This is a genomic window from Merdimonas faecis (genome assembly GCF_001754075.1).
Taxonomy (GTDB): Bacteria; Bacillota; Clostridia; order Lachnospirales; family Lachnospiraceae; genus Merdimonas; species Merdimonas faecis.
The window spans coordinates 127,884-154,823 of record NZ_MIEH01000018.1; the positions used below are offsets into that span (position 1 = coordinate 127,884).

At 48.9% G+C, this 26,940-nt stretch carries 29 protein-coding genes; 27 read left to right on the forward strand and 2 right to left on the reverse strand.

Annotation, left to right across the window (positions count from 1 at the left end; genetic code table 11):
• Positions 1–43 precede the first annotated feature (43 nt).
• From rsxC to BKD12_RS09340, 7 genes are read left to right on the forward strand one after another with little or no spacing between them, the layout of a single operon-like run.
• On the forward strand, positions 44–1,363 hold the full coding sequence (gene rsxC, locus BKD12_RS09310) for an electron transport complex subunit RsxC (protein WP_070089049.1): 1,320 nt from the start codon (positions 44–46) through the stop codon (positions 1,361–1,363).
• Positions 1,364–1,393: 30 nt separating this feature from the next.
• Positions 1,394–2,350, forward strand: coding sequence for an RnfABCDGE type electron transport complex subunit D (locus BKD12_RS09315; protein WP_083262920.1), 957 nt, complete (start codon positions 1,394–1,396; stop codon positions 2,348–2,350).
• Positions 2,350–2,934, forward strand: a complete 585-nt coding sequence (locus tag BKD12_RS09320) for an RnfABCDGE type electron transport complex subunit G (protein ID WP_070089050.1) — start codon at positions 2,350–2,352, stop codon at positions 2,932–2,934. Before BKD12_RS09315 ends, BKD12_RS09320 begins: the two co-directional genes overlap by 1 nt.
• Before the next feature lie 11 nt (positions 2,935–2,945).
• Positions 2,946–3,662, forward strand: a complete 717-nt coding sequence (rsxE, locus tag BKD12_RS09325) for an electron transport complex subunit RsxE (protein WP_070089051.1) — start codon at positions 2,946–2,948, stop codon at positions 3,660–3,662.
• A gap of 12 nt (positions 3,663–3,674) precedes the next feature.
• Positions 3,675–4,250, forward strand: coding sequence for an electron transport complex protein RnfA (locus BKD12_RS09330; protein ID WP_070089052.1), 576 nt, complete (start codon positions 3,675–3,677; stop codon positions 4,248–4,250).
• Between the two features lie 13 nt (positions 4,251–4,263).
• Positions 4,264–5,055, forward strand: coding sequence for an RnfABCDGE type electron transport complex subunit B (locus tag BKD12_RS09335; RefSeq protein WP_070089053.1), 792 nt, complete (start codon positions 4,264–4,266; stop codon positions 5,053–5,055).
• A 41-nt stretch (positions 5,056–5,096) separates the two neighbouring features.
• Positions 5,097–5,573 (forward strand): hypothetical protein, encoded by a 477-nt coding sequence (locus tag BKD12_RS09340; RefSeq protein ID WP_070089054.1) that lies wholly within the window; start codon positions 5,097–5,099, stop codon positions 5,571–5,573.
• A gap of 162 nt (positions 5,574–5,735) precedes the next feature.
• Here the strand turns inward: BKD12_RS09340 and BKD12_RS09345 are convergent, their stop codons facing one another.
• Entirely contained in the window at positions 5,736–6,722 is a 987-nt protein-coding gene (locus BKD12_RS09345) for an FAD:protein FMN transferase (protein ID WP_070089055.1), read from the reverse strand.
• Between the two features lie 110 nt (positions 6,723–6,832).
• Here BKD12_RS09345 and BKD12_RS09350 point away from each other — a divergent pair, with 110 nt between their 5' ends.
• The 20 genes from BKD12_RS09350 (at position 6,833) to gcvPB (ending at position 26,117) form a co-directional block, all read left to right on the forward strand.
• Entirely contained in the window at positions 6,833–7,204 is a 372-nt protein-coding gene (locus BKD12_RS09350; RefSeq protein ID WP_070089056.1) for a NusG domain II-containing protein, read from the forward strand.
• A 13-nt stretch (positions 7,205–7,217) separates the two neighbouring features.
• Positions 7,218–7,709 (forward strand): Gx transporter family protein, encoded by a 492-nt coding sequence (locus BKD12_RS09355; protein WP_070089057.1) that lies wholly within the window; start codon positions 7,218–7,220, stop codon positions 7,707–7,709.
• Positions 7,710–7,717: 8 nt separating this feature from the next.
• On the forward strand, positions 7,718–8,329 hold the full coding sequence (ruvA, locus tag BKD12_RS09360; protein ID WP_070089058.1) for a Holliday junction branch migration protein RuvA: 612 nt from the start codon (positions 7,718–7,720) through the stop codon (positions 8,327–8,329).
• A gap of 21 nt (positions 8,330–8,350) precedes the next feature.
• Positions 8,351–9,358, forward strand: coding sequence for a Holliday junction branch migration DNA helicase RuvB (ruvB, locus tag BKD12_RS09365; protein ID WP_070089059.1), 1,008 nt, complete (start codon positions 8,351–8,353; stop codon positions 9,356–9,358).
• Positions 9,359–9,423: 65 nt separating this feature from the next.
• A complete protein-coding gene (gene zapA, locus BKD12_RS09370) occupies positions 9,424–9,837 on the forward strand; it encodes a cell division protein ZapA (RefSeq protein ID WP_070089060.1) in 414 nt (137 codons plus the stop codon).
• A gap of 36 nt (positions 9,838–9,873) precedes the next feature.
• On the forward strand, positions 9,874–12,051 hold the full coding sequence (locus BKD12_RS09375; protein WP_070089061.1) for a peptidase U32 family protein: 2,178 nt from the start codon (positions 9,874–9,876) through the stop codon (positions 12,049–12,051).
• 8 nt (positions 12,052–12,059) lie between these two features.
• On the forward strand, positions 12,060–13,532 hold the full coding sequence (locus BKD12_RS09380; protein WP_070089062.1) for an FtsW/RodA/SpoVE family cell cycle protein: 1,473 nt from the start codon (positions 12,060–12,062) through the stop codon (positions 13,530–13,532).
• A 37-nt stretch (positions 13,533–13,569) separates the two neighbouring features.
• A complete protein-coding gene (locus tag BKD12_RS09385) occupies positions 13,570–14,901 on the forward strand; it encodes a peptidoglycan D,D-transpeptidase FtsI family protein (protein ID WP_070089473.1) in 1,332 nt (443 codons plus the stop codon).
• A gap of 14 nt (positions 14,902–14,915) precedes the next feature.
• Complete coding sequence (locus BKD12_RS09390; protein ID WP_070089063.1) at positions 14,916–15,239, forward strand: hypothetical protein; 324 nt, start codon at positions 14,916–14,918, stop codon at positions 15,237–15,239.
• A 1-nt stretch (position 15,240) separates the two neighbouring features.
• Entirely contained in the window at positions 15,241–16,248 is a 1,008-nt protein-coding gene (locus tag BKD12_RS09395) for a DUF2953 domain-containing protein (RefSeq protein ID WP_070089064.1), read from the forward strand.
• Positions 16,249–16,262: 14 nt separating this feature from the next.
• Complete coding sequence (locus BKD12_RS09400; RefSeq protein WP_070089065.1) at positions 16,263–16,652, forward strand: GerW family sporulation protein; 390 nt, start codon at positions 16,263–16,265, stop codon at positions 16,650–16,652.
• A 26-nt stretch (positions 16,653–16,678) separates the two neighbouring features.
• Complete coding sequence (locus BKD12_RS16955) at positions 16,679–16,816, forward strand: hypothetical protein (protein ID WP_176730952.1); 138 nt, start codon at positions 16,679–16,681, stop codon at positions 16,814–16,816.
• A gap of 121 nt (positions 16,817–16,937) precedes the next feature.
• Positions 16,938–17,126, forward strand: coding sequence for a 50S ribosomal protein L28 (gene rpmB / locus BKD12_RS09405; RefSeq protein WP_070089066.1), 189 nt, complete (start codon positions 16,938–16,940; stop codon positions 17,124–17,126).
• Positions 17,127–17,284: 158 nt separating this feature from the next.
• Positions 17,285–17,644, forward strand: coding sequence for an Asp23/Gls24 family envelope stress response protein (locus BKD12_RS09410; RefSeq protein WP_070089067.1), 360 nt, complete (start codon positions 17,285–17,287; stop codon positions 17,642–17,644).
• A 19-nt stretch (positions 17,645–17,663) separates the two neighbouring features.
• The gene (locus BKD12_RS09415) at positions 17,664–19,349 is read left to right on the forward strand and encodes a DAK2 domain-containing protein (protein ID WP_070089068.1); all 1,686 of its coding nucleotides are present in this window, start codon (positions 17,664–17,666) and stop codon (positions 19,347–19,349) included.
• Between the two features lie 103 nt (positions 19,350–19,452).
• Positions 19,453–21,483, forward strand: coding sequence for an ATP-dependent DNA helicase RecG (recG, locus tag BKD12_RS09420; protein WP_070089069.1), 2,031 nt, complete (start codon positions 19,453–19,455; stop codon positions 21,481–21,483).
• A gap of 67 nt (positions 21,484–21,550) precedes the next feature.
• A complete protein-coding gene (locus tag BKD12_RS09425; protein ID WP_070089070.1) occupies positions 21,551–21,757 on the forward strand; it encodes an alpha/beta-type small acid-soluble spore protein in 207 nt (68 codons plus the stop codon).
• A gap of 161 nt (positions 21,758–21,918) precedes the next feature.
• Positions 21,919–23,082 carry an ATP-NAD kinase family protein gene (locus BKD12_RS09430; protein WP_070089071.1) on the forward strand — a complete coding sequence of 388 codons (1,164 nt, stop codon included), beginning with the start codon at positions 21,919–21,921 and terminating at the stop codon, positions 23,080–23,082.
• A 72-nt stretch (positions 23,083–23,154) separates the two neighbouring features.
• Positions 23,155–24,573, forward strand: coding sequence for an aminomethyl-transferring glycine dehydrogenase subunit GcvPA (gene gcvPA / locus BKD12_RS09435; protein ID WP_242872750.1), 1,419 nt, complete (start codon positions 23,155–23,157; stop codon positions 24,571–24,573).
• Positions 24,574–24,575: 2 nt separating this feature from the next.
• Positions 24,576–26,117 carry an aminomethyl-transferring glycine dehydrogenase subunit GcvPB gene (gene gcvPB / locus BKD12_RS09440; protein WP_070089072.1) on the forward strand — a complete coding sequence of 514 codons (1,542 nt, stop codon included), beginning with the start codon at positions 24,576–24,578 and terminating at the stop codon, positions 26,115–26,117.
• 88 nt (positions 26,118–26,205) lie between these two features.
• Here the strand turns inward: gcvPB and BKD12_RS09445 are convergent, their stop codons facing one another.
• Complete coding sequence (locus BKD12_RS09445; RefSeq protein ID WP_070089073.1) at positions 26,206–26,937, reverse strand: DUF1129 domain-containing protein; 732 nt, start codon at positions 26,935–26,937, stop codon at positions 26,206–26,208.
• Positions 26,938–26,940 lie beyond the last annotated feature (3 nt).

Consider the following 26,940-nt stretch of genomic DNA (forward strand, 5'->3'; position numbering starts at 1 on the left):
CTTGTATTATTAAATAGAGTATAAAGGAAGGAAGGAAAAAGGGATGGCATTGTTAACATTTAAAGGTGGAATTCATCCTGACGACGGCAAAGATTTGGCGAAAAATAAAGAGATTGTCGAATTGAAGCCGAAGGGAGATCTGATCTATCCGGTTTCCCAGCACATCGGTGCACCTGCAAAGCCGATCGTGGCGGCAGGGGACCATGTTTTAAAGGGACAGATGATCGCTGAGGCGGGAGGATTTGTCTCCGCGCCGGTCTATGCGTCTGTTTCAGGAACGGTCAAAGCGATAGCGCCTCATCTGAATCCCACAGGGGGAACGGTGAACAGTATCGTCGTGGAAAACGATGGGGAGTATGAAGAAGTAGAATATCCGGAGGTAAAGCCTTTGGAGGAAATGTCCAAGGAGGAGATCCTGGAGACAATCGGAAACGCGGGGATTGTCGGCATGGGCGGAGCGGGCTTCCCGACCAGAGTGAAGCTGTCTCCGAAGGAGCCGGAAAAGATCGACTATGTGATTGCCAACTGCGCAGAGTGTGAACCCTACATTACGGCAGACTACCGGGCTATGCTGGAGATGCCGGAGAAGCTGGTAGGCGGCATGAAGATCGTACTGAAGCTCTTCGACAATGCGAAGGGAATCTTCGGCGTGGAAGATAACAAACCGGATTGTATCGCCAGATTAAAGGAACTGACGAAAGATGAGCCCCGGATGGAGGTACTGGCGCTGAAGACAAAGTATCCGCAGGGCGGTGAGCGTCAGCTGATCTATGCAACTACCGGAAGGGCGATCAATTCAGCTATGCTGCCGGCGGATGCGGGATGCGTGGTGGATAATGTGGCAACCATGATCAGCATTTACCAGGCGGTAGCGGAAGGGAAACCGTCCATGGAGCGTATCGTAACGGTGAGCGGAGATGCGGTTAGTGAACCCGGAAACTTTAAGGTGCCGTTTGGAATCAGCCATGAAGAGCTGGTAGAGGCAGCCGGGGGATTTAAGTCAGAGCCGGAAAAACTGATCTCCGGCGGTCCGATGATGGGATTTGCAATGGTAGCGCTTGATGTGCCGGTGACTAAGACATCTTCTTCCATTCTGGCATTTACCAAAGATGAAGTGTCAAAATTTGAGCCTACGGCATGCATTAACTGCGGACGCTGCGTGGAGGCCTGTCCAAGCAGACTGATCCCGTCCAGGCTGGCGGATTATGCAGAGCATCATGACGAGGAAAAGTTTACTGCTCATGAAGGTCTTGAATGTATGGAGTGCGGCTCCTGCAGCTATGTCTGCCCGGCAAAACGTCAGCTGAAGCAGGCAATCGGATCTATGAGAAAGATTGCACTTGCAAACCGCAAGAAAAAATAAGGAAAGAATGAGAGGAAGAGGTGAACAAGCGTGAGTGAGAACAAATTAAAAGTATCGTCTTCACCACACATCCGTTCCAAAATGACCTCAGGCAATATTATGCTCATGGTGACCATTGCGCTGTTGCCGTCAGCCATTTTTGGGGTGTGGAACTTTGGACTGTCAGCGCTGATCATGCTGATCAGCACAGTTGTGGCGGCGGTCCTCACAGAGTACATATATGAGAAACTGATGCATAAGAAAGTGACAGTCGGAGATTTCAGTGCCGTTGTAACCGGCCTCCTGCTGGGGCTTAATATGCCTCCGACAGCTCCCTGGTGGATGGGCGCACTGGGAAGTGTGTTTGGCATCCTGGTAGTCAAGCAGCTGTTCGGCGGTCTGGGACAGAACTTCATGAACCCGGCGCTGGGAGCAAGATGCTTCCTGCTGCTTTCTTTTACCGGCCCGATGACCAGCTTTATCTATGATGGAGTTACAGGGCCTACGCCTCTTGCATATGTGAAGGAAGGGGCAATGGACCAGATTGATACGATGAATATGCTGATCGGAACGATTCCTGGAACCATCGGAGAGACATCCGTGATCGCCATCATCATCGGTGCGATCTTTCTGATCCTGATGGGAGTGATCGATCTTCGTATCCCGGGAACCTATATTGTGACATTCGTGATTTTTGTAGGAATCTTCGGCCATGTGGCACATCCGGAGATCGGATTCTTTGATCCGCAGTACATTACGGCACATCTCTGCGGCGGCGGACTGATGCTGGGTGCCTGGTTTATGGCAACTGATTATGTAACATCTCCGATCACACCGAAAGGCCAGTACGTTTATGGTATTGTTCTTGGTATCCTGACCGGTTTGTTCCGTATTTTCGGAGGTTCGGCAGAAGGAGTTTCCTATGCGATCATCATCAGTAACCTTCTGGTTCCGCTGATTGAGAAGGTTACTCTTCCAAAACCATTTGGTAAAGGAGGAGAGAAATAATGAACAAGATTATCAAAAATACGTTGATTCTTACGGTGATCACACTCGTTGCAGGACTTTTGCTGGGAGCAGCATATGAAATTACAAAGGAGCCGATCGCTCAGTCAGAAGAAAACGCAAAAAGAGAAGCATGGCAGGCTGTATTTCCGGATGCGGATGCAGATGCGTTCGAGTCAGTTGATGTAGATACGGATATTGCGAATCAGGTTATCAAAGATCTGGGCATTTCCGGAAGCATCGATGAAGTCTGTACCGTGGACGGAGGAGAGACCGGCTATGTGATTACCACTACAGACGGAGAAGGCTATGGCGGAGATATTCAGGTGACCGTGGGCATCACTGCGGACGGTACGGTAAGCGGAGTTTCCTTCCTGTCCATCAGCGAGACGGCCGGCCTTGGTATGAAGGCAACAGAAGCCTCCTTCTATGAACAGTATGTAGGTGTGCAGACAGATCAGTTTTATGTTTCCAAAGACGGCGGCGAAGGAGAGCCTATTGATGCCTTAAGCGGAGCCACCATCACAACCAGAGCAGTCACTGGTGCTGTCAACGCGGCACTTGCTTATTTCCAGAATGCATTTTAGGAGGTGCTTTGATGAATTCATGTGGTGAAAGATTAAAAAATGGTATCATAGATGAAAACCCGATTTTTGTCCTGCTGCTGGGAATGTGTCCGACACTGGCTGTTACCACTTCAGCAATGAACGGTATCGGTATGGGGCTGTCTACGACGGCAGTGCTGGTTATGTCAAACATGCTGATTTCCATGTTGCGTAAGATTATTCCAGATTCTGTCCGGATGCCGGCGTTTATCGTAGTTGTTGCTTCCTTTGTAACGATCGTGGACTTCCTGATGGAAGGATTTACACCGAGTCTTTATGACTCTCTGGGAATCTATATTCCTCTGATCGTTGTAAACTGTATTATCCTGGGCCGTGCGGAAAGCTATGCGTCCAAGAATCCGGTGCTGCCTTCTATCTTTGACGGACTTGGCATGGGACTTGGATTTACGGTGGCTCTGATTGCAATCGGTCTGGTTCGTGAGATCATCGGAGCAGGCCAGGCGTTTGGCTATCAGATCCTGCCGCTGGCAGATGAAGCGGCGGGAACAGGCGGATATGTTCCGGTAACTGTCTTTATTCTGGCTCCTGGAGCGTTCCTGGTACTTGCAGTGCTTGCGGCGATTCAGAACAAAGTAAAGATCAATATGGAAAAGAAGGGCAAAGATGCCTCCAAGATCCAGTCCGGATGCGGCTCAGACTGTGCAACATGCGGCGGATGCGGAGCATCTGCCGGCAAAGGAAAGGAATAGGAGGGGGAAAAGATGGGAGATTTGATTTTAATCGCAGTTGGTTCTGCGCTTGTAAGTAACGTCGTGCTCAGCCAGTTCCTCGGGATCTGTTCCTTCCTCGGTGTTTCGAAAAAGACAGAGACCGCGGTAGGTATGGGCGGAGCCGTTATTTTCGTTATCACACTGGCTTCCCTGGTTGCAAGTCTTTTGTATAAATTCATTCTGCAGCCGTTGGGATTTGACTATCTGAATACGATTGTATTTATCCTGGTTATTGCGGCACTGGTACAGATTGTGGAAATGTTCCTGAAGAAATTTGTGCCATCACTCTATAATGCGCTTGGAGTGTATCTTCCTCTGATCACGACCAACTGTGCAGTGCTGGGTGTTGCACTGAATAACGTACAGGATGAATACAATATCCTGGAGAGTGTGGTCAACGGCTTTGCAACAGGTGTGGGTTATCTGATCGCAATTGTGCTGCTTGCCGGAATCAGAGAGAAGATGGAATACAATGATATTCCGGAATCCTTTAAAGGAATTCCGATCGTGCTGTTGACATCAACGTTGATGGCGATCGCATTCTTCGGATTCTCGGGACTGATATAGGAGGAAGAGAAGTATGAGTATAACAGGTATTATTTTGGCTGCAGTCATTGTAGGCGGTACTGGGTTATTCATCGGTATCTTCCTCGGGCTGGCAGATAAAAAATTTGCAGTAGAAGTAGATGAAAAAGAAGAAGCGGTATTAGGCGTGCTTCCGGGAAATAACTGTGGCGGATGTGGATATCCGGGATGTTCCGGGCTTGCGGCTGCGATCGCTGCAGGTGAAGCGCCGGTGAATGCCTGCCCGGTAGGAGGAGCTCCTGTAGCTGCCAAGATCGGTGAGATCATGGGTGTGGATGCCGGAGAACAGGTGAGAGAGGTTGCCTTTGTCAAATGTGCAGGCACTTGTGAAGTGGCAAAGCAGAGCTATGATTACGAAGGGCTCCATGACTGTATTATGATCAATATGATGCAGAAAAACGGACCAAAGGCCTGTGCTTTCGGTTGTCTGGGAGAAGGGTCCTGTGTGCAGGCCTGTCAGTTTGATGCAATCCATGTTGTAGACGGGGTAGCTGTTGTAGACAAGGAAGCTTGTAAGGCCTGCGGCAAGTGTATTGATGTATGCCCGAGAAAACTGATCGAACTGGTGCCGTACGAGCACAAGCATATGGTACAGTGCAGTTCAAAGGACAAAGGAAAAGACGTGATGCAGGTTTGTTCCGTTGGATGTATCGGATGTAAGATGTGTGATAAGGTGTGCCAGTTTGACGCGGTTAAAGTAGTAGACAATATTGCACATATTGATCCGGAAAAATGTACGGGATGCGGCGCCTGTGCGGAAAAATGTCCGAAGAAGATCATCCTTTAATGGGATTCTTCTATCAAGAACTTTAGAACGGGGGAAATGATATGGATCAGAATTTTGACAATATTCCAGAAAATCAGGAGACACAGCCGGTTCCTGATACCGCGGATGAAAATCAGCAGAAAGGAACGGATCAGCAGTATACAGATCCCAATTCAGGTGCGGGACAGACATACCAGGGAAACTACTATTATGATACAGGCGCAGGACAGACATACCAGCAGCAACAGCAACAGCCGTATCAGCAGCAGTATCAGCCGTACCAGCAGCCTGGATATGATCCGGGGATGGATCAGACTCCTTTAAGTATGGGAGAATGGATCCTGACGATTTTGGTCATGATGATCCCCTGTGTGGGTCTGATCATCTATCTTGTGTGGGCGTTTGGAAAAAATGGAAACGTGAACCGCAGAAATTACTGTCGGGCCTATCTGATTATTTATGCAGTCATTTTGGTGATCAGTATTGCTTTTGTGACCCTGTTTGGCGCGGCGGTGTTTTCAACAGTCAGCTATTATTAAGATAGAACAGAATATCAGAAAAAATAGTAAAGCCAGGAGCCATGCCATTGCTCCTGGCTTTTCGCAAAAGGTAACATCCTGTCCACAGAGGAGGGTTTAAGAAAGTGTCTTTTATTTTTCTCCATGCCAGGATGTTTTGTCTTTTTTATTATAACAGATATTTTATTGTTTGTGCTGAAAATTTTTGGAATAATGGATCTGATTGTCATTAGTGATAAAAACGGCGTCCACATTATTCAGCTGATTGATCAGATTCATGCCCTTTTCATAGCCCAGAAGGAAGCAGGTGGTGCTAAGAGCATCTGCCGTCAGGGAGGAATCTGTGATAATCGTTACACTGTACAGATTATTTTCGCAGGGATAACCGGTAGCCGGATCTAAAATATGATGATAGATTTTGCCGTCCTGCTCAAAGTATCTCTGATAAACTCCGGATGTAACGATAGATTTATCTGAGAGCTTGACAGATGTGATCGGAGTGCCGTTTTCATCAAAAGGCTTCTGGATACCAATGTTATAATCAGAGCCGTCCAGCTTGGAACCCATGGCGATAATGTTGCCGCCAAGATCGATCATTGCATGATCAATGCCTTCTTCCTCCAGATAATCTCTGAGCCGGTCGGCAATATATCCCTTGGCTACAGCGCCTACATCCAGCTTGGCATAAGGATCCAGAAGACGGACGGTGTTGTCCTGGATCATGATATTTTTGTAGTTTACATGGCTTACGGCATCCGCAATGGCGGCGGCATCCGGAATTGACGGAGACTCGGCTTTAAAGTCCCAAAGGGAAGATATGCTTCCGATGGTGATGTCGAAAGCACCGTTTGACATTTCGCTGTAGTAGATGCCTTTTTCGATCAGAGTGATTGTTTCCTCAGAGACTTCTACAGGAGCGCCTCCAGCATTGTTGATTCTTGAAATCTCACTGTCTTCTGCCGTGCGGGAAAACATAGCGTCATATTTTTTGCAGAGCTCTTCGCAGCCCTTCAGTACAGAGTCATCAGCCGCGTCATAGATCCGGACATTGACAACTGTATCGAACAGTGTGTCTGTATAGGTCTGATTCCGCTTGCCCGAAAAGCCGGAGCATCCGGAAAGTATAAGGACAGAGGCGGCCAGAAGAGCGGTTATCCTTCGATATCTCATAATACACCTCGATTTATCAATTTATCATTGCTATTATAGCATGACATATAGTTGATGGCAAAGATTTGTTGTGTTAAAATAGGTGCTAGAGAAAAAAGGGGTATACTATTATGAAGATAAAATTGGAAAAAAGAGATAAGCTGCTGATCGTGATCGTTGTGTGCGTGGCTCTCTGTGCGTTTCTTGCACATCAGATCATCGGCGGAGACGGCGCCGGCAAGGTGACTGTTAAGGTGAACGGAGAGCTGAAGGGAACCTACAGCCTTGCTGAGGACCAGACGATCGAGATCAATGGAGGCACCAATATCCTGCAGATCAAAAATGGGAAAGCAGATATGACAGAGGCAGACTGTCCGGATCAGCTGTGTGTTAACCAAAGGGCGATTTCCAGACAGGGCGAGAGTATTATCTGTCTGCCGCACAAGGTGGTCGTAGAAGTAGAAAGCAGTGAGAGCAGTGAACTGGACGCCGTGACGAATTAGGAGGAAGAAGAGCTTGAGAAGCAGGGTGGCCTATTTTGGCGTATTTACAGCACTGGCATTGATCTTCAGTTATGTCGAGACACTGATCCCGTTTCAGATCGGAATCCCGGGGGTGAAGCTGGGCCTGGCAAATCTGGTCATTGTAGTGGCTCTATATAAATTAAGTCTAAAAGAGACATATCTATTATCGATAGTCCGGGTGTTGTTATCCGGATTCTTATTTGGAAATTATTTCAGTATTATTTACAGTCTGGCAGGAGGGCTTTTGAGCCTGACAGTTATGGCGGCCTTAAAGCGTTTTGGAGGCTTTAGTGTTATGGGAGTCAGCCTGGCGGGTGGCGTGTTTCATAATATAGGGCAGCTTTTGATAGCTATGGCCGTGGTGGAGACCTACAGCGTAATGTATTATCTGCCGGTACTTCTTGTCGCCGGAATGATCACAGGTTTTGTGATCGGTCTGGTCTCAAATGAAATGCTGAAAAGACTGGTAAATATTCAGATGTAGGAGGAAATATGATTTCATATATCAGAGGTACTCTGGCCTTTTTTGAAGAGGACAAGGTGGTCGTGGATGTAGGCGGCGTTGGATACGGCATTTATATGTCAGGACAGGATATGAGCCGTCTTGGACCTGCCGGTACCGAGGTCAGGATCCACACTTATTTAAATGTCAAGGAAGATGCGATGCAGCTGTATGGCTTCCTTACGAGGGATGCGCTTCAGGTTTTTCGGCTGCTGATCAGCGTCAGTGGTATCGGACCGAAAGGAGGACTTGGGATCCTTTCCGCCCTGACGCCGGATGATCTCCGGTTTGCAGTGATGGCAGGCGATGTGAAAGCGATCAGTGCCGCCCCCGGGATCGGGAAAAAGACGGCTGAAAAGCTGATCCTGGAGCTAAAGGACAAGCTTCATCTGGAGGATGCGCTGGAACATGCGGCAGGGGAGACGGAGAGTACCGGAGTGCCGGGACACATGGGAGATGTCCAGAATGATGCGGTGCAGGCTCTGGTGGCGCTCGGCTATGGAAGCACAGAGGCGTTAAAAGCCGTACGGCAGGTGGAATGGAATAATGAGATGGAAGCGGAAGACCTGCTGAAGCAGGCGCTGAAGTATATGACATTTTAGGATGGATATGAGGAACGAAGCATGAGCAGAAGAATTATCACGACAGAGAATCTGGAAGAAGATAAGAAGATAGAGAATCATCTCCGGCCTCAGCTTCTGGAGGATTATATCGGCCAGGAGAAAGCAAAAGAGACTCTGAAGATTTATATTGAGGCGGCAAAGGCCAGAAAGGAAGCGCTGGACCATGTGCTTTTCTATGGTCCGCCGGGGCTTGGCAAGACAACGCTGGCGGGGATCATAGCCAATGAGATGCAGGTGCACATGAAGATCACCTCCGGGCCGGCGATTGAGAAGCCGGGAGAAATGGCGGCAATCTTAAATAATCTCCAGGAGGGCGACGTACTGTTCGTAGATGAGATCCACCGCCTGAACCGCCAGGTAGAAGAAGTACTGTATCCGGCGATGGAGGACTATGCGATTGATATTATGATCGGAAAAGGAGCCAGTGCCCGTTCGATCCGTCTGGATCTGCCGAAATTCACACTGGTAGGAGCAACCACCCGGGCCGGGATGCTGACAGCTCCTCTAAGAGACCGGTTTGGCGTGGTAACCAGAATGGAATATTATACGGTAGAAGAGTTAAAGACTATCATTCTCAGATCTGCCAGGGTACTGGAAGTGGGAATTGATGAAAAAGGGGCGGAAGCCTTAGCGAAGCGCTCCAGAGGCACGCCAAGACTTGCAAACCGTCTTTTGAAGCGGGTACGGGATTTTGCCCAGGTTAAATATGACGGTTATATCACCCGGGAGGTAGCAGATTATGCACTGGATCTTCTGGATGTGGATAAGGAAGGACTGGATCAGACAGACCGGGATCTGCTTATTCTGATGATCGAGAAGTTTGGCGGAGGCCCGGTGGGACTTGATACGCTGGCGGCAGCGCTTGGCGAGGATGCGGGCACGATCGAGGATGTGCTGGAACCCTATCTTCTGAAGAATGGATTTATCCAGAGGACGCCAAGAGGCCGTATTGTTACGGACCAGGCATGGGCACATCTGGGAATTTCCCGGGAAAAAGAAGAAAAATAGTTGGTTTTTATACCGGTTTAGTTTATAATAGGTATCAAGATTATGAAAGTTCGAGGAGGCTTCTCATGGCATCATCAAAAAATTATACAGAAGTACTGATCGGGGGAAAGGTATTTACACTCAGTGGATTTGAGAGCGAAGAGTATCTGCAGAAAGTGTCTACATACCTGAACCACAAAATTGAGGAGTGCAGCAGCAGCGACGGATATCGGAAGCAGAGCTCGGAGACAAGGAGTATCTTACTGGCGCTGAATATTGCAGATGACTATTTTAAGGCAAAGAAGCAGGGCGGCACGCTGGAAAGTGATATTGAGACAAAAGATAAAGAGATGTATGATCTGAAGCATGAACTGATATCTGTTCAGATCAAGCTGGAAAATGCAGAAAAGGCGATGGACAAGTTAAAGGAAGAGAACAAGGAGCTGCAGATGAAGATTGTCCAGCTGGAAACAGAGATAAAGAATAATCGTAAAAAATAGGCTGTCCTTGGACAGCCTTTTTTCAAGAGGAAAGTGATGAAAGAACAGGTAGTAAAAATCTTGGCTCCTGCAGGAAATAAGGACGCGCTTCTTGCGGCAGTGAGGGCGGGGGCCGATGCGGTATATGTGGGCGGAAGCCGGTTTGGTGCAAGGGCCTACGCGGCAAATTTTACAGAGGAAGAGCTGCTTTTTGCTTTAGACTATGTGCATATGAAAGAGCGGAAGCTGTATCTGACAGTGAATACACTGGTGAAACAATCAGAGATTGACAGTGTGTACGATTTCCTCCTGCCGTTTTACAGACAGGGGCTTGACGGGGTGATCGTACAGGATTTTGGTGTGGGGACAGTGATCCGCCAGGCATTTCCGGACATGGAGCTTCACGCCAGCACCCAGATGGCGGTGACAGGAGCAGATGGCGCCGCTTTTCTGCAGGGAAATGGGTATGTGCGGGTTGTCCCTGCGCGGGAGATTTCGCTTCCGGAGATCCGGAAGATCAAAGAAAAAACGGGCCTTTCTGTGGAGTGTTTCGTTCACGGGGCCCTCTGTTACTGTTATTCCGGACAGTGTCTTTTAAGCAGCATGATCGGAGGCAGGAGCGGAAACCGTGGGCAGTGCGCCCAGCCCTGCCGCCTTCCCTACAGCGTAAAAGAGGGCAGACCCTCAGATCTTATGAGTCTGAAGGATCTGTGTACCATCGATCTTTTGCCGGAGCTTCTTGATGCCGGGATTGATTCTTTTAAGATCGAAGGCAGGATGAAGCAGCCGGACTATGTGGCGGGGGCAGTAGAGATTTACAGGAAGTATGCTGATCTTTGCCTTGCCGGAGAAAGACCGTACCAGGTGTCGGAGGAGGACAGAAGAAGGCTCCTTGGCGCATACCAGAGACGGGGCTATACAGAAGGATATTACCGGCAACATAATGGAAAACAGATGATTTCTCTAAAGCGCCCTAAGGCGCGGGAATATGCGGAAGGGACAAAGGATGCGGCCGGGGCGCTTCCGGAAATCAAAGAAAAAATTAATGGGAAGTTAATATTTTCTCCGGAAAAACATGTTAAACTGTTACTGGAAAGCAAAAGATGCAGTCTGGAATATGAAGGCCCCGTACCAGAGCCGGCGAAAAAGCAGCCGTTAGATCCACAGCGGGTAGAAAAGCAGATGCGTAAGACAGGAAATTCAGCTTTCCAGTTTGAACAACTGGATATTCAAATGGAAGGAGCGTTTTTCCTTCCTATGCAGGCGTTAAATGAACTCCGCAGAAAAGGGCTTGAAAAGCTGGAGTGGGAGATCCTGAAAGCGTATCACAGGGAGAGCCCTGGAATGTTGTTACGGAATCCGGAAAAAGTGGAAGAGACACCGGCACCTGAGAGCCGGAGCGCTGTGGAGAGAGAGCCGGTACTGGCTGTCTTGGTGCAGACAGTTCCACAGCTTCAGGCGGCGCTTTCGATTCCCGGGGTAGAGCGTATCTATGTGGACAGTATGACCGGGAACCGTCCGGCTGTCAGAAAAATCATGGAAGACAGCAGGAAAAATCCGGACAGAAGAGCACCGGGTTATTATCTGGCCATGCCTTATATTTTCCGGGAGGAAACGAAAACGAAGTTTGAAAGGGATTATCAGGAAGCACTTCGTGATTATGACGGCGTCCTGATCCGCAACCTGGAGAGCCTAAAGTGGCTTCAGGACCGGGAATATAAAAAGCCGGTCCGTTCCGATTACAATCTATATGCATGCAACAGACGAAGCAGAGACTTTTTAATAGGAGAGGGACTGGAAGCGGTGACAGCTTCGGTGGAACTGAATTTTAAAGAGCTTCGGGAGCTGGGGATCGAAGGGCAGACTCTCATCGCATATGGGTATCAGCCGGTGATGCTGACGGCAAATTGTATAAAGCGGACGACGGGGGGGTGTGAAAAAAGGCCGGGATATCTGTATATCACTGACCGGTACCGGAAAAAATTTGCTGTGAAAGCCTGCTGTGATTATTGTTATAATATTATATATAATTCAGCGCCGCTTTTTCTTGCCGATCAGGCAGAAAAGATCCTGGAACTGAGACCGGGAGAGGTGCGGCTGGACTTTTCAACAGAGAGGCCGGAAGAAGTGATAAAGATGGCCGGCGTTTATCAGAGAGCTTTTCTTAACGGGGAAAGAGTCGGCGTCCCGGAGATGGAATTTACCAGGGGACATACGAAACGGGGAGTAAAGTAGGTGAAATATTGGTCAATATTATAGTTGAAGTATCTAAATATCTGATGATCATACTGATGACGGTCTATACATATCTGTGCTTCAGTATTTTTGGCTTTTCGGATCCGGACCGGAAACAAAGGCTTCTCCGGAAGCAGAATGTATTAATGTTTGCGATTCAGCTGGTGGCATATATGGTGATGTATCTGCAGACGGAGGATATCCGCATGCTGGGATTTTATCTTATGCAGGTAGTACTGTTTGGGGCTACGATCCTTCTGTATACCAACATCTATCCAAAGGTATCGCGTCTGGTAGTCAATAACATGTGTATGCTGCTCTGCATAGGCATGATCATGCTGACGCGTCTTGATTATGAAAATGCGGTCAAGCAGTATGTGATCGCGGCCGGGGCCATCGCACTCAGCCTGGTGGTGCCGGTGATCATTCGGAAGTTTAAGCTTTTATCGGAATGGCGTACTTTTTATGGAGTGGCCGGCCTGTTTTCGCTGGCGATCGTGGTTGTCATCGGCCAGGTATCCTATGGCGCTATGCTGGGATTTTCCATCGGAGGCATCAGCGTGCAGCCCTCCGAGGTGGTAAAGATTATCTTTGTATTTTTTGTGGCCTCCAGCTTTAAGAAATCACTGGAATTCCGCAATATTGTAATCACTACGGCTGTAGCGGCCTTCCATGTACTGATTCTTGTGATTTCCAGGGATCTGGGAGCGGCGCTGATCATTTTCATCGTATATCTGGCCATGCTGTACGTGGCAACCAGGCAGCCGCTTTATGTACTGGCTGGCCTGGGGGCGGGAAGTGTGGCGTCGGTGGCGGCTTATTATCTATTCAGCCATGTCAGGACCCGTGTCATTGTCTGGCGGGATCCGTTTGCGGCTTATGACAACGGCGGGTACCAGGTGGCTCAGTCCCTGTTTGCGATCGGCACCGGAGGCTGGTTTGGAATGGGACTTTTTCAGGGAGAGCCGGATACGATCCCAGTGGCATCGGAGGACTTTATCTTCTCTGCCATTGCGGAAGAGATGGGGATCATTTTTGCACTCTGTCTCATACTGGTCTGCGTCAGTGTCTATATTATGTTTTTGAATATTGCCATGCAGCTGAGAAGCATGTTTTACAAGCTGGTGGCATTGGGGCTTGGAACCTGTTATATCTTCCAGGTATTTCTTACGATCGGCGGAGTGACAAAGTTTATCCCGTCTACCGGCGTGACGCTTCCGCTGGTCAGCTACGGCGGAAGTTCACTTGTCAGTACACTGATTATGTTTGCGATCATTCAGGGACTTTATATTTTAAGAGAGGACGAGGAAGAGACTATTGAAAGAAAGAAGAAGGAAAGGCTACGAGCAAAGAGAAGCGGACAGGAAGCTAAGGCGAGAGCAGGAAATGCGGGCAATGTCCCGGAAAGACCGAAAAGAAGCGGGCAGAAGGGACAAGAGAAAGGCCAAAGAAAAGCGCGAAAGGAACAAAGAATTCGCTAGGGTCACTTATTTTTTCGTGGCTCTGTTTCTAGTGATGATGGGATATATTGTATATTTCCAGGTAGTACAGAGTCGGGATATCATAAGGAGCTCTTATAATGCAAGACAGGATTCTTATGCGGACCGGGTGGTCCGGGGCGATATTGTGGACCGGAACGGGAATGTGCTGGCTCATTCAGAGGTACAGGCGGACGGCAGCGAGGTGCGGGAGTATCCCTACGGCAGTCTTTTTGCGCACGTGGTAGGATACAGCGATCAGGGGAAAGCAGGGCTGGAGTCGGAGATGAATTTTGAGCTTCTGACTTCCAATGCGTTTTTCCTGGAAAAGCTAAGGAATGAGTTCCAGGATCAGAAAAATACGGGGGATACAGTGGTAACCACACTGGATGTGGAACTTCAGCAGGCGGCTTCTGACGCACTGGGCGGCAATAAGGGGGCCGTGGTCGTGATGGAGCCGGATACGGGGAAGATTCTGGCTATGGTGTCGAAACCGGATTTTGATCCGGGAGCTGTCTCTGCGAACTGGGAGGCGCTCAATTCAGATCCGGACAGTGCGCTTTTGAACCGGGCGACTCAGGGACAGTATGCGCCGGGATCTGCGTTTAAGCTGGTGACGGCTTTAGAGTATATGCGGGAAAATCCGTCTTATGACAGTTACAGCTATACCTGTACCGGTGCGATTGAACAGGACGGCACCACGATCCGGTGCTATAACGGACATGTGCATGGCACGGTGAATTTCCGGGACAGTTTGGCTTATTCCTGCAATGCTTCTTTCTGTAATATTGGTCTGTCTCTTGACATCAGCAGTTTCCGGAATACGGCAGAGGATCTTCTCTTCAATTCCAGTCTGCCGTCAGTACTGCCATACAGCAAGAGCAGTTTTGCGCTGGATGAGTCGGGAAGCACCGCAGACCGGATGATGACTGCCATGGGGCAGGGGGAAACCCAGGTAAGCCCTTACCATATGGCGCTGATCACCAGTGCGATTGCTAACGGCGGTGTGCTGATGGAACCATATCTTGTGGATTCCGTTACAAATTATACCGGGACAGAGATTGATAAAAATACGCCGGAAGAATTTCAGACTCTGATGACGTCTCAGGAAGCGGCGGCGCTGAAGGATTATATGACAAGCGTGGTACAGTACGGAACCGCATCCGCTCTTTCCGGCCAGTCCTATACGGCTGCCGGGAAAACCGGAACGGCGGAGTACAGCTCGGATAAGGAAAAAGATCACTCCTGGTTTGTCGGGATGAGCAATGTGGATAATCCGGATCTGGTCATCAGTGTGATTATTGAGAGTGCTGATGGAGCTGCCAGGGCGGTGGATGTGGCAAAGCAGGTGTTTGATTCTTATTATTATTAGAGGAGCGGGAGGATATGCGGTATTACAGATATCTTTATCTTTCAGAAGGACTGAAAAAGAAGAAAGAGCGGATCATTGCAAAGCTGGAAAAAAAGAAGTTTCAGATGGATATCTATCTGATCACACTGTCATATAATGGAAATAACCAGCTGGAGATCTGGAATAGTGTACTGTTTCTTCAGCCTTCTTTTCCGCAGACGGACCATTTTGTGGTGGGAATTACAAAAGGTTATGAAGAAGCGTTGGAATTAGTGGAACAAATCACAAAGGAAGTGTATAATGAGACAAAGGGAGCAGATATCCGTTCCTACATATTAAATAAAGAACAGGAAAAGTAAGATGCTGCATATTCTATTGTTAGTCTTAAAGATTATCGGGATTATAATCGTAGTGATACTGGGGATACTGGTATTGCTGGTATGTATTGTTTTGTTTACGCCTGTCTGTTATCAGGGAGAGGCGGCGTGCGACGGCACGGTCAAAGGCATACGGGCGAAAGCGAAGATTACATGGCTTTTGCACCTGCTTTCGTTTTCTGCAGTCTACGAGGAGCAGGAATTCAGATGGAAGCTTCGTGTGGCGTGGAAACACATGAATCAGGAAAATAGTATAGAAGAGAGGGTGGACACGGATGAAAAAGATAAGAGGGATGAAAAAGATCAGAGAGTTCCAAAAACTCAAGAAGCTTCAAAAGCCAGGAGGGCTGAGGAGCCTCCGAAAAATGAAACTGTCAGGCTGGAAGAAAAGAAAGAAGCAGCTGAAAAGGTGGAGAAAGCTGTGGAAAAGTCTGAAAAAGAGCCTGAAAAAGCTGAAAAACAATCCGAAATACCGGGGAAGATTAAGAAGAGCGTCCAAAGAAGCGAAGAGATTCTGGAAGACAAGCCGTCGATCTTTGAAAAAGTAGCTGACAGGATCCGGAGATTTTATCAGAAGATCAAATATACATTTCAGAGGTTGTGTGGTAAAATAAAGACATTGTCAGAGAAAAAGGACAAGATCCAGAGCTTCCTTACCGACAAGGTGCACAAGGCGGCGTTTCAGAAGGTGAAAAAGGAGGTTCTGCGCCTGTTTGCAAAGCTCCGCCCGAAAAGGTTTTCCGGACGGGTGCATTATGGATTTGAAGATCCCTACCGAACAGGACAGGTTCTGGCGGGGGCAGCTCTTTTCTATCCGTGGACAGGGGAGGCGCTTGCAATAGAGCCGGATTTTGAGAAGCGTGTTCTGGAGGGGGATCTTTACATCAAAGGAAAGATCAGGCTGATCCACATAGTCCTGCTTCTCTTGCGGCTGATCTGGGCTAAGGATGTGCGGACAACTTATCGTCATATCAGAAGTTTTGAATTATAGAGGAGGATTTGAAGATGGCAGACAATAATTTTAAAGGAACAGTGGAGGCCTTGTTTCATGGAATGGATGGTGTGGTCTCTTCCAAAACGGTGGTAGGAGAAGCGATCCATATCAATGATACGATCATTCTTCCTCTGGTGGACGTTTCTTTTGCGGTAGGCGCAGGTGCGTTTAATGCAGAGAAGAAGGAGCGGGGAGCAGGAGGCATTGGAGGCAAGATGACACCCTGTGCGGTTCTGGTGATCCAGAATGGGCACACCAGGCTTGTCAATATTAAAAATCAGGATACGATCACCAAGATCCTGGATATGGTGCCGGATGTGATCGATAAGTTTACCGGAGACAAGGATGAGAAAATGACGGAAGAAGATGTGATGGATATCCTGGATGACGCCGACATATAATGTAAAAAAATGCCGGGGGCATGGAAATGAAGCGTGTCATAGGATTTGCGCTGTTCTGGGTGGCGGTGGGGATTATTCTCGCCCTGGTGCTGCCGAATACATTTGTGGAAGTGTTATGTATTCTACTGTGCGTGCTTGCGGGTTATAACCTGTTTTTTTGCTGAATGAAAAAGAATGTTTCGGTTAATTTAAAAATAGTACTTGCTTTTGCAGGTCATATCTGTTAGAATACTATTGTTGTGAGTCTGGAGAACAGATGATTACGGAGCGTTAGGAGGTGCAGTCATGGCTAAATGTGCTATTTGTGAAAAGGGTGCTCACTTTGGAAACAATGTCAGCCACTCTCATAGAAAAACACCAAAGATGTGGAAATCAAATGTAAAATCAGTTCGTGTAAAGACGGAGAACGGTGGTACAAAGAAGATGTATGTATGTACTTCTTGCCTGAAATCCGGAAAAGTAGAGCGTGCTTAGTTTAACGGAATAAAATCCAGGTTCTTTAAGGGCCTGGATTTTTTTGGCGTGAACGGGCCTCTTTTCAAGGGATCTGTATTGTAAAACCAGGGGAAAAAGAGTATAATAACTTAAATTATGTTTTGTGTGTATAGACATAGAAAACGGAGGTTTGAAATATGAAAGGATGCATGAGTACGGATTTGGGTATCATAACAGTTGACCAGGAAGTGATCGCAAAATATGCGGGAACTGTAGCGGTAGAATGTTTTGGCATCGTCGGGATGGCTGCTGTTAATATGAAGGACGGGCTGGTCCATCTCCTGAAAAAGGAGAGTCTGACAAAGGGAATCCAGGTTGGAATATCAGACGAAAATCATATCACCATTGACTTCCATATCATCGTTGCCTATGGCGTCAGCATTTCGGCAGTGACCGAGAATCTGATCAGCAATGTGAAATACCGGGTAGAAGAATTCTCAGGAATGCCGGTGGATAAGATCAATATCTACATTGAAGGCGTCAGAGTCATCGATTAGTTAAGGAGGAACATAAGAAGTGGCTACGAAAACTATAAATGCAGATATGCTCGCCAGAATGTTTCTGGCAGGCGCTCAGAATATAGAAGCAAAAAAGGAGATCATCAATGAGCTGAATGTTTTCCCGGTGCCGGACGGTGATACGGGGACGAATATGTCTCTGACCATTATGTCGGCCGCAAAAGAGGTAATGGCACTTGACGACCGGAACATGAAGGATCTTGCAAAGGCAATTTCATCCGGTTCCTTAAGGGGTGCCAGGGGAAATTCCGGCGTGATTCTCTCACAGCTTCTTAGGGGATTTACGAAAGCAATCCGGGATGAAGAAGAGATTGATGCGATGACGCTTGCGGCGGCATGCCAGAGAGCAAGAGATACGGCTTATAAAGCGGTTATGAAGCCGAAGGAAGGAACCATTCTTACCGTGGCCAGCGGGATTGCAGCCAGAGCTGCGGAACTGGCAGAGGAGACGGATGATCTGGAGGCCTTTCTTCCGGCAGTGATCGAGCATGCGGAAGAGGTGCTTGCAAAGACACCGGACATGCTCCCGGTTCTGAAAGAGGCCGGAGTAGTGGATTCCGGCGGTCAGGGCCTGATTGAGGTGATCAAAGGAGCTTACGCTGCTTTCCAGGGAAAAGAGATCGACTTAAGTGCTATCACCCCGGGCACGGGAAGTGCAGTGACAAAGATCGGCGCCCAGGAGACAGCAGATATTAAATTTGGATATTGTACAGAGTTTATTATTCTGACAGAGAGGGAATTTACCGAAGAAGAGGAGCGGGACTTTAAGGCTTATCTTTCTTCTATCGGTGATTCTATCGTCTGCGTGGCGGATGAGGATGTGGTAAAGGTCCACGTACACACCAACGATCCGGGACTGGCGATCCAGAGGGCATTGACCTATGGACAGCTGTCAAGGATGAAGATTGACAATATGAGGGAAGAACACCAGGAAAAGCTGATCCGCGATGCAGAGAAGATGGCGGCCAAACAGGCTGCGGAAGAGGCTGAAAAGGAAAAGGCACAAAAGGCGCAGGAGCCGAGAAAGGCTATGGGCTTCATCACGGTATCTATCGGCGAAGGATTGAATGAGATTTTCCGGGAGCTGGGCGCTGATTATATTATTGAAGGCGGGCAGACTATGAATCCAAGCACAGAGGATATGCTGAACGCCATTGATCAGGTCAATGCGAATACCGTGTTTATCCTTCCGAATAATAAAAACATTGTGCTTGCTGCAAACCAGGCAAAAGCGCTGGTCAAGGAAAAGGAGATTGTCGTGATCCCGACCAAGACAGTACCGCAGGGAATTACTGCGATCATCAGCTTCATGCCGGATGCGGATGCGAAAGCGAACGAAGAGGCAATGCTGGAGGGAATCCAGCAGGTGAAGACCGGACAGGTGACATATGCGGTCCGGGATACCCATGTGGATGATAAGGAAATCCATGAAGGAGATATCATGGGAATCGGCGACAAGGGAATTCTTGCGGTTGGAACTGAAGTAGAGGCAACCGCCAAAGAGATGCTGGCAGAGCTGGTGGATGAGGATTCCGAGCTGATCAGCCTGTACTATGGAGAAGAAGTGTCGGAAGAAGAGGCGGAGAAATTCGCTGCGGAGGTGGAAGAGCTTTATCCGGATGTAGATGTGGACTTCCACTTCGGCGGTCAGCCCATTTACTATTATGTGATGGCGGTAGAATAAGCAGTTTCCGAGTCTGGTCTGATGATAGAATAAGAAAGAGGAAAGGGCGGAGGATTCCGCCCTTTTGCTGTAGTTCGAGAAAAAGGATGAGGGCAGGACGAATATGATTGAACAGACAAATATAGCGGAATTAAAGGGAATCGGGGAGAAGACCCAGAGACTGTTTGCGAAGGTCGGCATCGAGACGGTCGGAGATCTGATCCGATATTATCCCAGAGGCTATGACGTATATGAAGAGGCAGTGCCCATCGGAGAGCTGGAGGAAGGAAAGGTCCAGACCGTGACAGGGATGATTTTTGGAAGGGTGCAGGTTTCCGGAAGCCGGAAGCTGCAGGTGACGACGCTGATGCTGAAGGATCTGACCGGGACTTTGAAGGTCATCTGGTTTCGGATGCCGTTTCTCCGGAATACGTTTGCAAAGGGAGGAGCAGTTACCTTAAGGGGACGGGTGGTCAGCAGGAAGCAGGTGCTGACCATGGAGCATCCGGAGATTTTTTACCCCAGTGAAAAATATGAAGAAAAAAAGGACACCCTGCAGCCAGTCTATGGCCTGACCACCGGGCTGACTAATCATATGGTGGCAAAGGCCGTACAGCAGGCGCTTTCGGGCCTGAACCCGTCGAAAGAGACGCTCCCTGAAAATGTACGTCTGAAGTACGGGCTGGCAGAATATAATTTTGCCATGCGGGGGATCCATTTTCCTGAAGATAAGCAGGTGTTTTATCAGGCCAGGGAGCGGCTGGTGTTTGAGGAGTTCCTGGAGTTCATCCTGGCGCTTCGGAAGCTGAGGGATAAAAATGAAAGGTTTGGCAATGACTATGTGATACCGGCCAGCCCGCGGGTGGAGGAATTTATAAAGGAACTGCCCTATGAACTGACCGGGGCGCAGAAGAAGGTCTGGAAGGAGATTTCCGCGGATATGGCGTCAGATACGGTGATGTCCAGGCTGGTTCAGGGAGACGTGGGTTCCGGAAAGACGATCGTGGCGTTTTTAGCGCTCCTGACGGTGGCTTTAAACGGGATGCAGGCGGCTATGATGGCGCCGACGGAGGTGCTGGCAAGACAGCATTATGCTACCATTACCCGGATGCTGGAGGAGCACCAGATCCCGGTAAAGGCAGAACTTCTGACCGGATCTATGACCACCAAAGAGAAACGAAGGGCCTATGACCGGATCGAGTGCGGCTATGCGAAGATCATCGTGGGAACCCATGCGCTGATCCAGGATGCGGTGAACTATGACAATCTGGCGCTGGTGGTGACAGACGAGCAGCATCGGTTCGGGGTGAAGCAGCGGGAGACCTTTGCGAAAAAGGGCGGAGTGCCTCACGTGCTGGTCATGAGTGCGACGCCGATCCCCCGGACTCTTGCCATTATTTTGTATGGGGACCTGGACATTTCCGTGATCGACGAGCTGCCGGCGAACCGTCTGCCTATCAAAAACTGTGTGGTGGATACCGGCTACCATGCCACGGCCTATACATTTATGAAAAAACAGATCGGAGAGGGCAGACAGTGCTATATCATCTGCCCTATGGTGGAAGAAAGCGAGAGCCTGGAAGCCGAGAATGTGCTGGATTATTCTTCCATGCTGCAGGAAGAGATGGGAGAGGGGATCGTGGTGTCCTGTCTGCACGGCAGGATGAAGCAGGCGGAAAAGGACGAGATCATGGAACGGTTTGCCAAAAATGAGATCCAGATTTTGGTGTCTACCACGGTGATCGAGGTGGGGATCGACGTGCCGAATGCCACCGTGATGATGATCGAAAATGCCGAGCGGTTCGGACTTGCCCAGCTTCATCAGCTCCGGGGCCGCGTGGGAAGAGGAAAGCATCAGTCTTATTGTATTTTTATGACTGCTTCCAAAGCAAAAGAGGCCAAGGAGCGGCTGGATATACTGAATCATTCCAACGACGGCTTCAAGATCGCAAGCGAGGATCTGAAGCTTCGGGGACCCGGCGACCTGTTTGGCATCCGCCAGAGCGGACTTATGAACTTCCGCTTAGGCGACGTGTACCAGGATGCAAAGATCCTGCAAAAAGCCAACGAAGCCGCGGATCTTCTGATCCGGGAAAACAGCGACTGGCTGAAAAAAATTCCAGAATATGAATCAACTGCCAGTGTAATAATTTAAATCCTCCATATACTATGGTTGTAACAAAACAGAAAGTTACAAAGTTACGAAAAGGAGGAGTATAGAAATGACAAATCGTTCTTCAAACAGAGCAGCAGTGCCTGAAGCAAAAGGCGCATTAGACAAGTTTAAATATGAGGTGGCAAACGAGCTGGGAGTACCGCTTACTGAAGGATACAACGGCGACCTGACATCCAGACAGAACGGTTCTGTTGGCGGTTATATGGTAAAGAAGATGATCGAGCAGCAGGAAAAGCAGATGGCTGGGAAATAACGTAGAAATGTGACGAAAATGTGAACGGGGACGTACACTTTTGCAAAAAGTGTACGTCCCCGTTCACATTTTCTTGATGAAATAATATACAAATGCTATACTGCAAGTAGTGGCATAGTTTTATGAATTTTTGAAAAAATACAGTTAAAGAGTGAATTTTTATGAAAGAAACTGATAAAAAGATTGGCTTTTTAATTAATCCCGTGGCTGGCCTGGGAGGACGGGCCGGAATGAAGGGGAGTGATGATGCTGCCAGGTGCAGGAAAGCGCTGCTGGCCGGTTATGAAAAGAGTGCTTCTTGCAGGGCGGAGGAATGTTTGAAAGAGCTCAAGGGATTGTCGATGGATGGATGGAGGATCTATGCGCCGGAAGGGTGCATGGGCGCAGACGTGCTTTTTAAGGTCGGGATTCCCTGTGAACCGCTGGAGAATAGCCGCATCGGGAGTCTGGATGAGGAGACGTCCAGAGAGGATACCCTGTATTTTGCCAGAAGGCTTTGCGGGATGGGGATGGATTTGATCCTGTTCTGCGGCGGCGATGGCACGGCTCGTGATATCTGTGAGGCGGCAGGAAGTAATGTTCCGGTGCTGGGAGTGCCGGCAGGTGTGAAGATGTACTCGGCCTGCTTTGCAACGACTCCTTGTAAAGCAGGTGAGATCCTGAAGCGTTTTATCCAGGGAAAGGAGACGTCGTTTTCTCACAGAGAGGTGATGGATCTGGACGAGAACAGTCTGGACGAGCTGGCAGTAAGTCCTACGCTCTATGGGTTTCTGACTGTGCCGGATGATAAGGTGCGGCTGCAGAGAGCTAAGGAAGCCGGAACGTCGGAAGAAGAGGAGGCGGAAGTCCTTGCGGCAGAAATCCGGGCGGAAATGAAGGAAGATACCCTCTATATCCTGGGGCCGGGCAGTACGACCTACCGGGTCAAACAGATGCTTCATGGAACCGGAACCGTACGGGGAGTAGATCTTGCAAAAAATGGAAGGATCCTGCGGGCAGATGCAGATGAAAGAACCATACTTTCCTTTTTAGATAGAGAACAGAAAGCGGAGATTATTGTAACCTGTATCGGCGGGAATGGATTTTTGTTTGGGCGGGGAAACCAGCAGATCAGTCCCCTGGTCCTTAAAAAAGTAGGGAAAAGCCATATCCGGCTGGCGGTGACAAGGGAAAAGCTTTCGGGTCTTGGGACCCGGCCGATGCTGGTAGATACCGGGGATCTGGAAACGGACCGGTACCTTGCAGGGTACTATAAAATCCGTCTGAACGCGAAAGAAGAGATCATTTACCGGGTACAGGCAGGAGCAGATGCGCTTCTGTCCTGATCCTGGCGATGATATACGAGCTTGTCTGTCCCACAGACAAAGACTGACAGAAGAGAAAGGAGCTGAAGAATTGTGGGAAAAGATTTCGTACATCCCTATATGCCAAACAGCGTGCCTGAAATCAAGCAGGAAATGCTGCAGGAATTAGGGGTGGAAAGCATTGAGGACATTTACAAAAGTGTGATCCCAGAGGAACTGCTGTACAAAGAAAGGCTGGATCTTCCGGAACCGATCCTGAGTGAGCATGCATTGAAGAAGCATGTGATGGGGATCCTGGAAAAGAATGTTTCTACAGAGGAATATACCAGTTTTCTGGGTGCAGGCTGCTACAAGCACCAGGTGCCGGCCCTGTGTGATGAGATCAACTCCAGAGGAGAGTTCCTGACAGGCTACTGTGGCGATACGTATTCCGATCATGGGAAAATGCAGGCGATCTTCGAGTATACCAGTATGATGGGAGAGCTTCTGGATGCGGATGTGGTAAGCTATACCAATTATGACGGCGGCCAGGCTGTTTCTTCCTCTCTCCGGATCGCACTGCGTGTGATGAGAAGCAGAAACACTCCCAAAAGCGTACTTCTGGTGCCGTCTACGATGAATCCGGAGATTTTTGCCCAGGCCAGGGAATACTGCCGCAGCGAAGGAAGGATTGATAAGGTGGCCTATGAGCGTGAAACCGGGCTTATGGATCTTAAGGATCTGGAGGAGCGGCTGAAGAGCGGAGATGTAGCTGCTGTTTTTTATGAAAATCCGTCTTACCTTGGATTTTTTGAGACCAGGGGAGAAAAAATTGCCGAGCTGGCCCACAAATATGGTGCGCTTTGCATTGCTCAGCCAGAGGTGGCAGCGCTTGGAGTCATGGAAAGTCCGATGAACCAGGGCGCCGATCTTGTGTGCGGAGATATCCAGCCTCTGGGGATGCATATCCAGTACGGCGGCGGCCAGGCGGGATTTATTGCCTGCCAACAGGATGTGGAGCTGATCCAGGAATTTCCTACATATATGTATGGCATTGCAAAGACAGGGGAGGAAGGGCGTTACGGCTGGGGCCGCGCCATGAATTACCGCTGTTCCCACGGAAGCAGGGAAAATGCCAACGAATATTTCGGTACGGAAACGGGCCTGTGGGGGATCACGGCGGGTGTTTACCTGGCCAGCATGGGACCTGTAGGGATGTACGAGCTGGGGGAGACCATCCTTCAGAATGTAAATTACGCCATCCAGAAGTTGTCGGAGGTTCCTGGAATCCGGGCGAATGTGTTCCGGAACAGTAATTTCCAGGAATTTGTGGTGGATTTTAACGAAACAGGGAAGACCGTAAAAGAGATCAATCAGGCGCTCTTGAAGGAGCAGATCTTCGGAGGAAAAGACCTGAGCCGTGATTTTAAGGAGCTGGGACAGAGCGCCCTTTACTGTGTTTCAGAACTGACCACTGCCGATGAGATCGAGCATCTGGCAGAAGCATTGGATCAGATCATAAGGGGGTGCTAGAGATGGGATATTATAAAACTGACCGGGATTTCCATGAGGCAAGATGGGATGAGCCCATTATAATGGAGCTTGGCAACCCAGGCGAGCGGGGCGTGATGGTTCCCAAAGCGGATAAACGTGTGGTGGAGTCTACGGGAAGCGTAGAAGAGCTGCTTCCGAAAGGGTTAAAAAGAAAGAAACCGCCAAAGCTTCCCGAAATGTCACAGATGCAGGTACTGCGTCATTATATGCGGCTGTCCCAGGAGACAATCGGGACGGATATTAATATCGACATCGGACTTGGGACATGTACGATGAAATATAGTCCTAAGATCCATGAACAGTTTATACGGTCCGACAAATTAAAAGAGCTGCATCCTTATCAGGATGAAAGTACTGTGCAGGGGATTCTGGAAATCATATATCAGCTGGAGCAGTATCTGAAGGCGATCTCCGGAATGTCGAAGGTAAGCCTGCAGCCCTCCGGAGGAACCCAGGCGATCTTTGCAAATGTGGAGACCATCCGGGCCTACCATGAAGCAAGGGGCGAGGGAGAAAAGAGAAATGAGATCATTACGACTATTCTTTCTCATCCCGGAAATCCGGGAGCGGCAGCGACGCTTGGCTATAAAGTGATCACACTGTATCCGGATGAAAACGGGATTCCGGATATTGAAGCCCTGAAGGCCGCAGTGTCGGAACACACGGCGGCGCTGATGATCACAAATCCGGAGGATACAGGGATTTACAATGAAAAGATCCGTCAGTTCGTGGACATCGTCCATGAGGCAGGCGGATTGTGCGTTTACGATCAGGCGAATCTGAACGGACTGTTCGGGATCACACGGGCCAGAGACGCAGGATTTGACATGTGCCATTACAATCTGCATAAATCATTTTCCTCGCCTCATGGGTGCCAGGGACCGGGAGCCGGCGCGCAGTGTGTGTCAGAGGAGCTGGCAAAATATGTGGCGGCGCCCACGGTGGAATTTGACGGGGAGAAATATTATCTGGACGACAATCGCCCTGACAGTATCGGAAAACTGCGGAAATACTACGGTGTTCCGGCAGTACTGGTGCGGGCGTATGCTTACATCCGGAGCCTGGGACCGGACGGGATCAAGCAGATTGCAGAGCTGTCAATATTAAATAACAACTATATGCTGAAAAAGCTGTTGGAGATCGACGGCCTGTCTATGCCGATGGCAGAAGGAAAATACCGTCTGGAGCAGGCAAGGCTGAGCTGGAAGGAGCTGACCGATGAAACAGGCGTTACCACCGACGATATCTGTCGGCGGATCGTAGATTACGGATTTCAGGACTATTTTGCAAGCCATCATCCGCGGATCATTCCGGAGCCATTCACTCCGGAACCGGTAGAAACCTATTCCAAAGATGATATCGACGAGTTTGTGGCGGCTTTCAAGGCGATCGCCGAGGAGGCACGCAACGATCCGGAGCTTGTAAAGACGGCGCCTCATAAAGCAGCATTGGGGAGCCAGATACAGGAAGAATACCTGACCGAATGGGAAAATTTCGCCACTACATGGCGGGCATTTCGGTAAGGGGATGCGAAAAAACGCAAACGGGGACGTACACTTTTGCAAAAAGTGTACGTCCCCGTTTGCGTTTGTCGGTGTCCCCATCTGCGTTTTAGGGTGTCCCCGAGTGCGGTCGGTTTCTGTAGGCCCCCACGACATAGAGGATGGGGAAGATCAGGAAAATTATACATATCATTCCGCTAAGTAAGATCAGGCTAAGAGGGAGCGAAGAGGTAGTTGCTGTTTCAATGAAAAATGAAAGATTTACTATAAAATCGAAAATGAAAACACCAATTCCCCAGTGGAGCGCAAATTTGGCTTTTGTGATATCATTTGCATACTGGTAGGCTCTTTTCCCGGCTGTATAGTGGAAGATAGCAATGGCAAGGGACCAAAAAACAGAAAGCAGATCCATTATCCGCAGATCTGGTTCCCCGGTGTTTAGTAGACTGCCAGCGGCAATTATCAGAAGAGCGAAAATGGAAATCAAATCGCATACAATAGACATAGCACCGATAATCTGATAATAACATCCGGCAATGTGAAGAAGCTTCCGTCCTCCGGGCGCTTTGATGCCGCCTATGGAATAAATGATCTCATCACAGAACTTCCGGGGATTTTCTCCCAGCATGGCCTGGAGAGATGTTCCACGCTGCTGTGCCTCGATTGCCATGCCGGTCAGATCCCTTCGGATCTGTTCAATTTCTATACTCTTAAGGGGAAATGTGCGTACATACTTCATCATTTTGTGAAGTGTTTTCCTGTTTTCTTTGTTCAGGATCTGTTCATCCTGGAAGTTCTGAGCTTCCAGGGTATTTTTGAGGTCTTGGGTATTTGCGGTCATGGA

Coding starts and splice junctions, on each gene's coding strand:
- recG (WP_070089069.1), top strand. CDS start 19,453: ATGATTGAACAGACAAATATAGCGGAATTAAAGGGAATCGGGGAGAAG.
- ruvA (WP_070089058.1), top strand. CDS start 7,718: ATGATTTCATATATCAGAGGTACTCTGGCCTTTTTTGAAGAGGACAAG.
- BKD12_RS09345 (WP_070089055.1), bottom strand. CDS start 6,722: ATGAGATATCGAAGGATAACCGCTCTTCTGGCCGCCTCTGTCCTTATA.
- BKD12_RS09335 (WP_070089053.1), top strand. CDS start 4,264: ATGAGTATAACAGGTATTATTTTGGCTGCAGTCATTGTAGGCGGTACT.
- rsxC (WP_070089049.1), top strand. CDS start 44: ATGGCATTGTTAACATTTAAAGGTGGAATTCATCCTGACGACGGCAAA.
- zapA (WP_070089060.1), top strand. CDS start 9,424: ATGGCATCATCAAAAAATTATACAGAAGTACTGATCGGGGGAAAGGTA.
- BKD12_RS09430 (WP_070089071.1), top strand. CDS start 21,919: ATGAAAGAAACTGATAAAAAGATTGGCTTTTTAATTAATCCCGTGGCT.
- rsxE (WP_070089051.1), top strand. CDS start 2,946: ATGAATTCATGTGGTGAAAGATTAAAAAATGGTATCATAGATGAAAAC.
- BKD12_RS16955 (WP_176730952.1), top strand. CDS start 16,679: ATGAAGCGTGTCATAGGATTTGCGCTGTTCTGGGTGGCGGTGGGGATT.
- gcvPB (WP_070089072.1), top strand. CDS start 24,576: ATGGGATATTATAAAACTGACCGGGATTTCCATGAGGCAAGATGGGAT.
- BKD12_RS09425 (WP_070089070.1), top strand. CDS start 21,551: ATGACAAATCGTTCTTCAAACAGAGCAGCAGTGCCTGAAGCAAAAGGC.
- BKD12_RS09395 (WP_070089064.1), top strand. CDS start 15,241: ATGCTGCATATTCTATTGTTAGTCTTAAAGATTATCGGGATTATAATC.
- BKD12_RS09390 (WP_070089063.1), top strand. CDS start 14,916: ATGCGGTATTACAGATATCTTTATCTTTCAGAAGGACTGAAAAAGAAG.
- rpmB (WP_070089066.1), top strand. CDS start 16,938: ATGGCTAAATGTGCTATTTGTGAAAAGGGTGCTCACTTTGGAAACAAT.
- BKD12_RS09410 (WP_070089067.1), top strand. CDS start 17,285: ATGAAAGGATGCATGAGTACGGATTTGGGTATCATAACAGTTGACCAG.
- BKD12_RS09350 (WP_070089056.1), top strand. CDS start 6,833: ATGAAGATAAAATTGGAAAAAAGAGATAAGCTGCTGATCGTGATCGTT.
- BKD12_RS09375 (WP_070089061.1), top strand. CDS start 9,874: ATGAAAGAACAGGTAGTAAAAATCTTGGCTCCTGCAGGAAATAAGGAC.
- BKD12_RS09330 (WP_070089052.1), top strand. CDS start 3,675: ATGGGAGATTTGATTTTAATCGCAGTTGGTTCTGCGCTTGTAAGTAAC.
- ruvB (WP_070089059.1), top strand. CDS start 8,351: ATGAGCAGAAGAATTATCACGACAGAGAATCTGGAAGAAGATAAGAAG.
- BKD12_RS09385 (WP_070089473.1), top strand. CDS start 13,570: ATGGGATATATTGTATATTTCCAGGTAGTACAGAGTCGGGATATCATA.
- BKD12_RS09320 (WP_070089050.1), top strand. CDS start 2,350: ATGAACAAGATTATCAAAAATACGTTGATTCTTACGGTGATCACACTC.
- BKD12_RS09400 (WP_070089065.1), top strand. CDS start 16,263: ATGGCAGACAATAATTTTAAAGGAACAGTGGAGGCCTTGTTTCATGGA.
- BKD12_RS09340 (WP_070089054.1), top strand. CDS start 5,097: ATGGATCAGAATTTTGACAATATTCCAGAAAATCAGGAGACACAGCCG.
- BKD12_RS09445 (WP_070089073.1), bottom strand. CDS start 26,937: ATGACCGCAAATACCCAAGACCTCAAAAATACCCTGGAAGCTCAGAAC.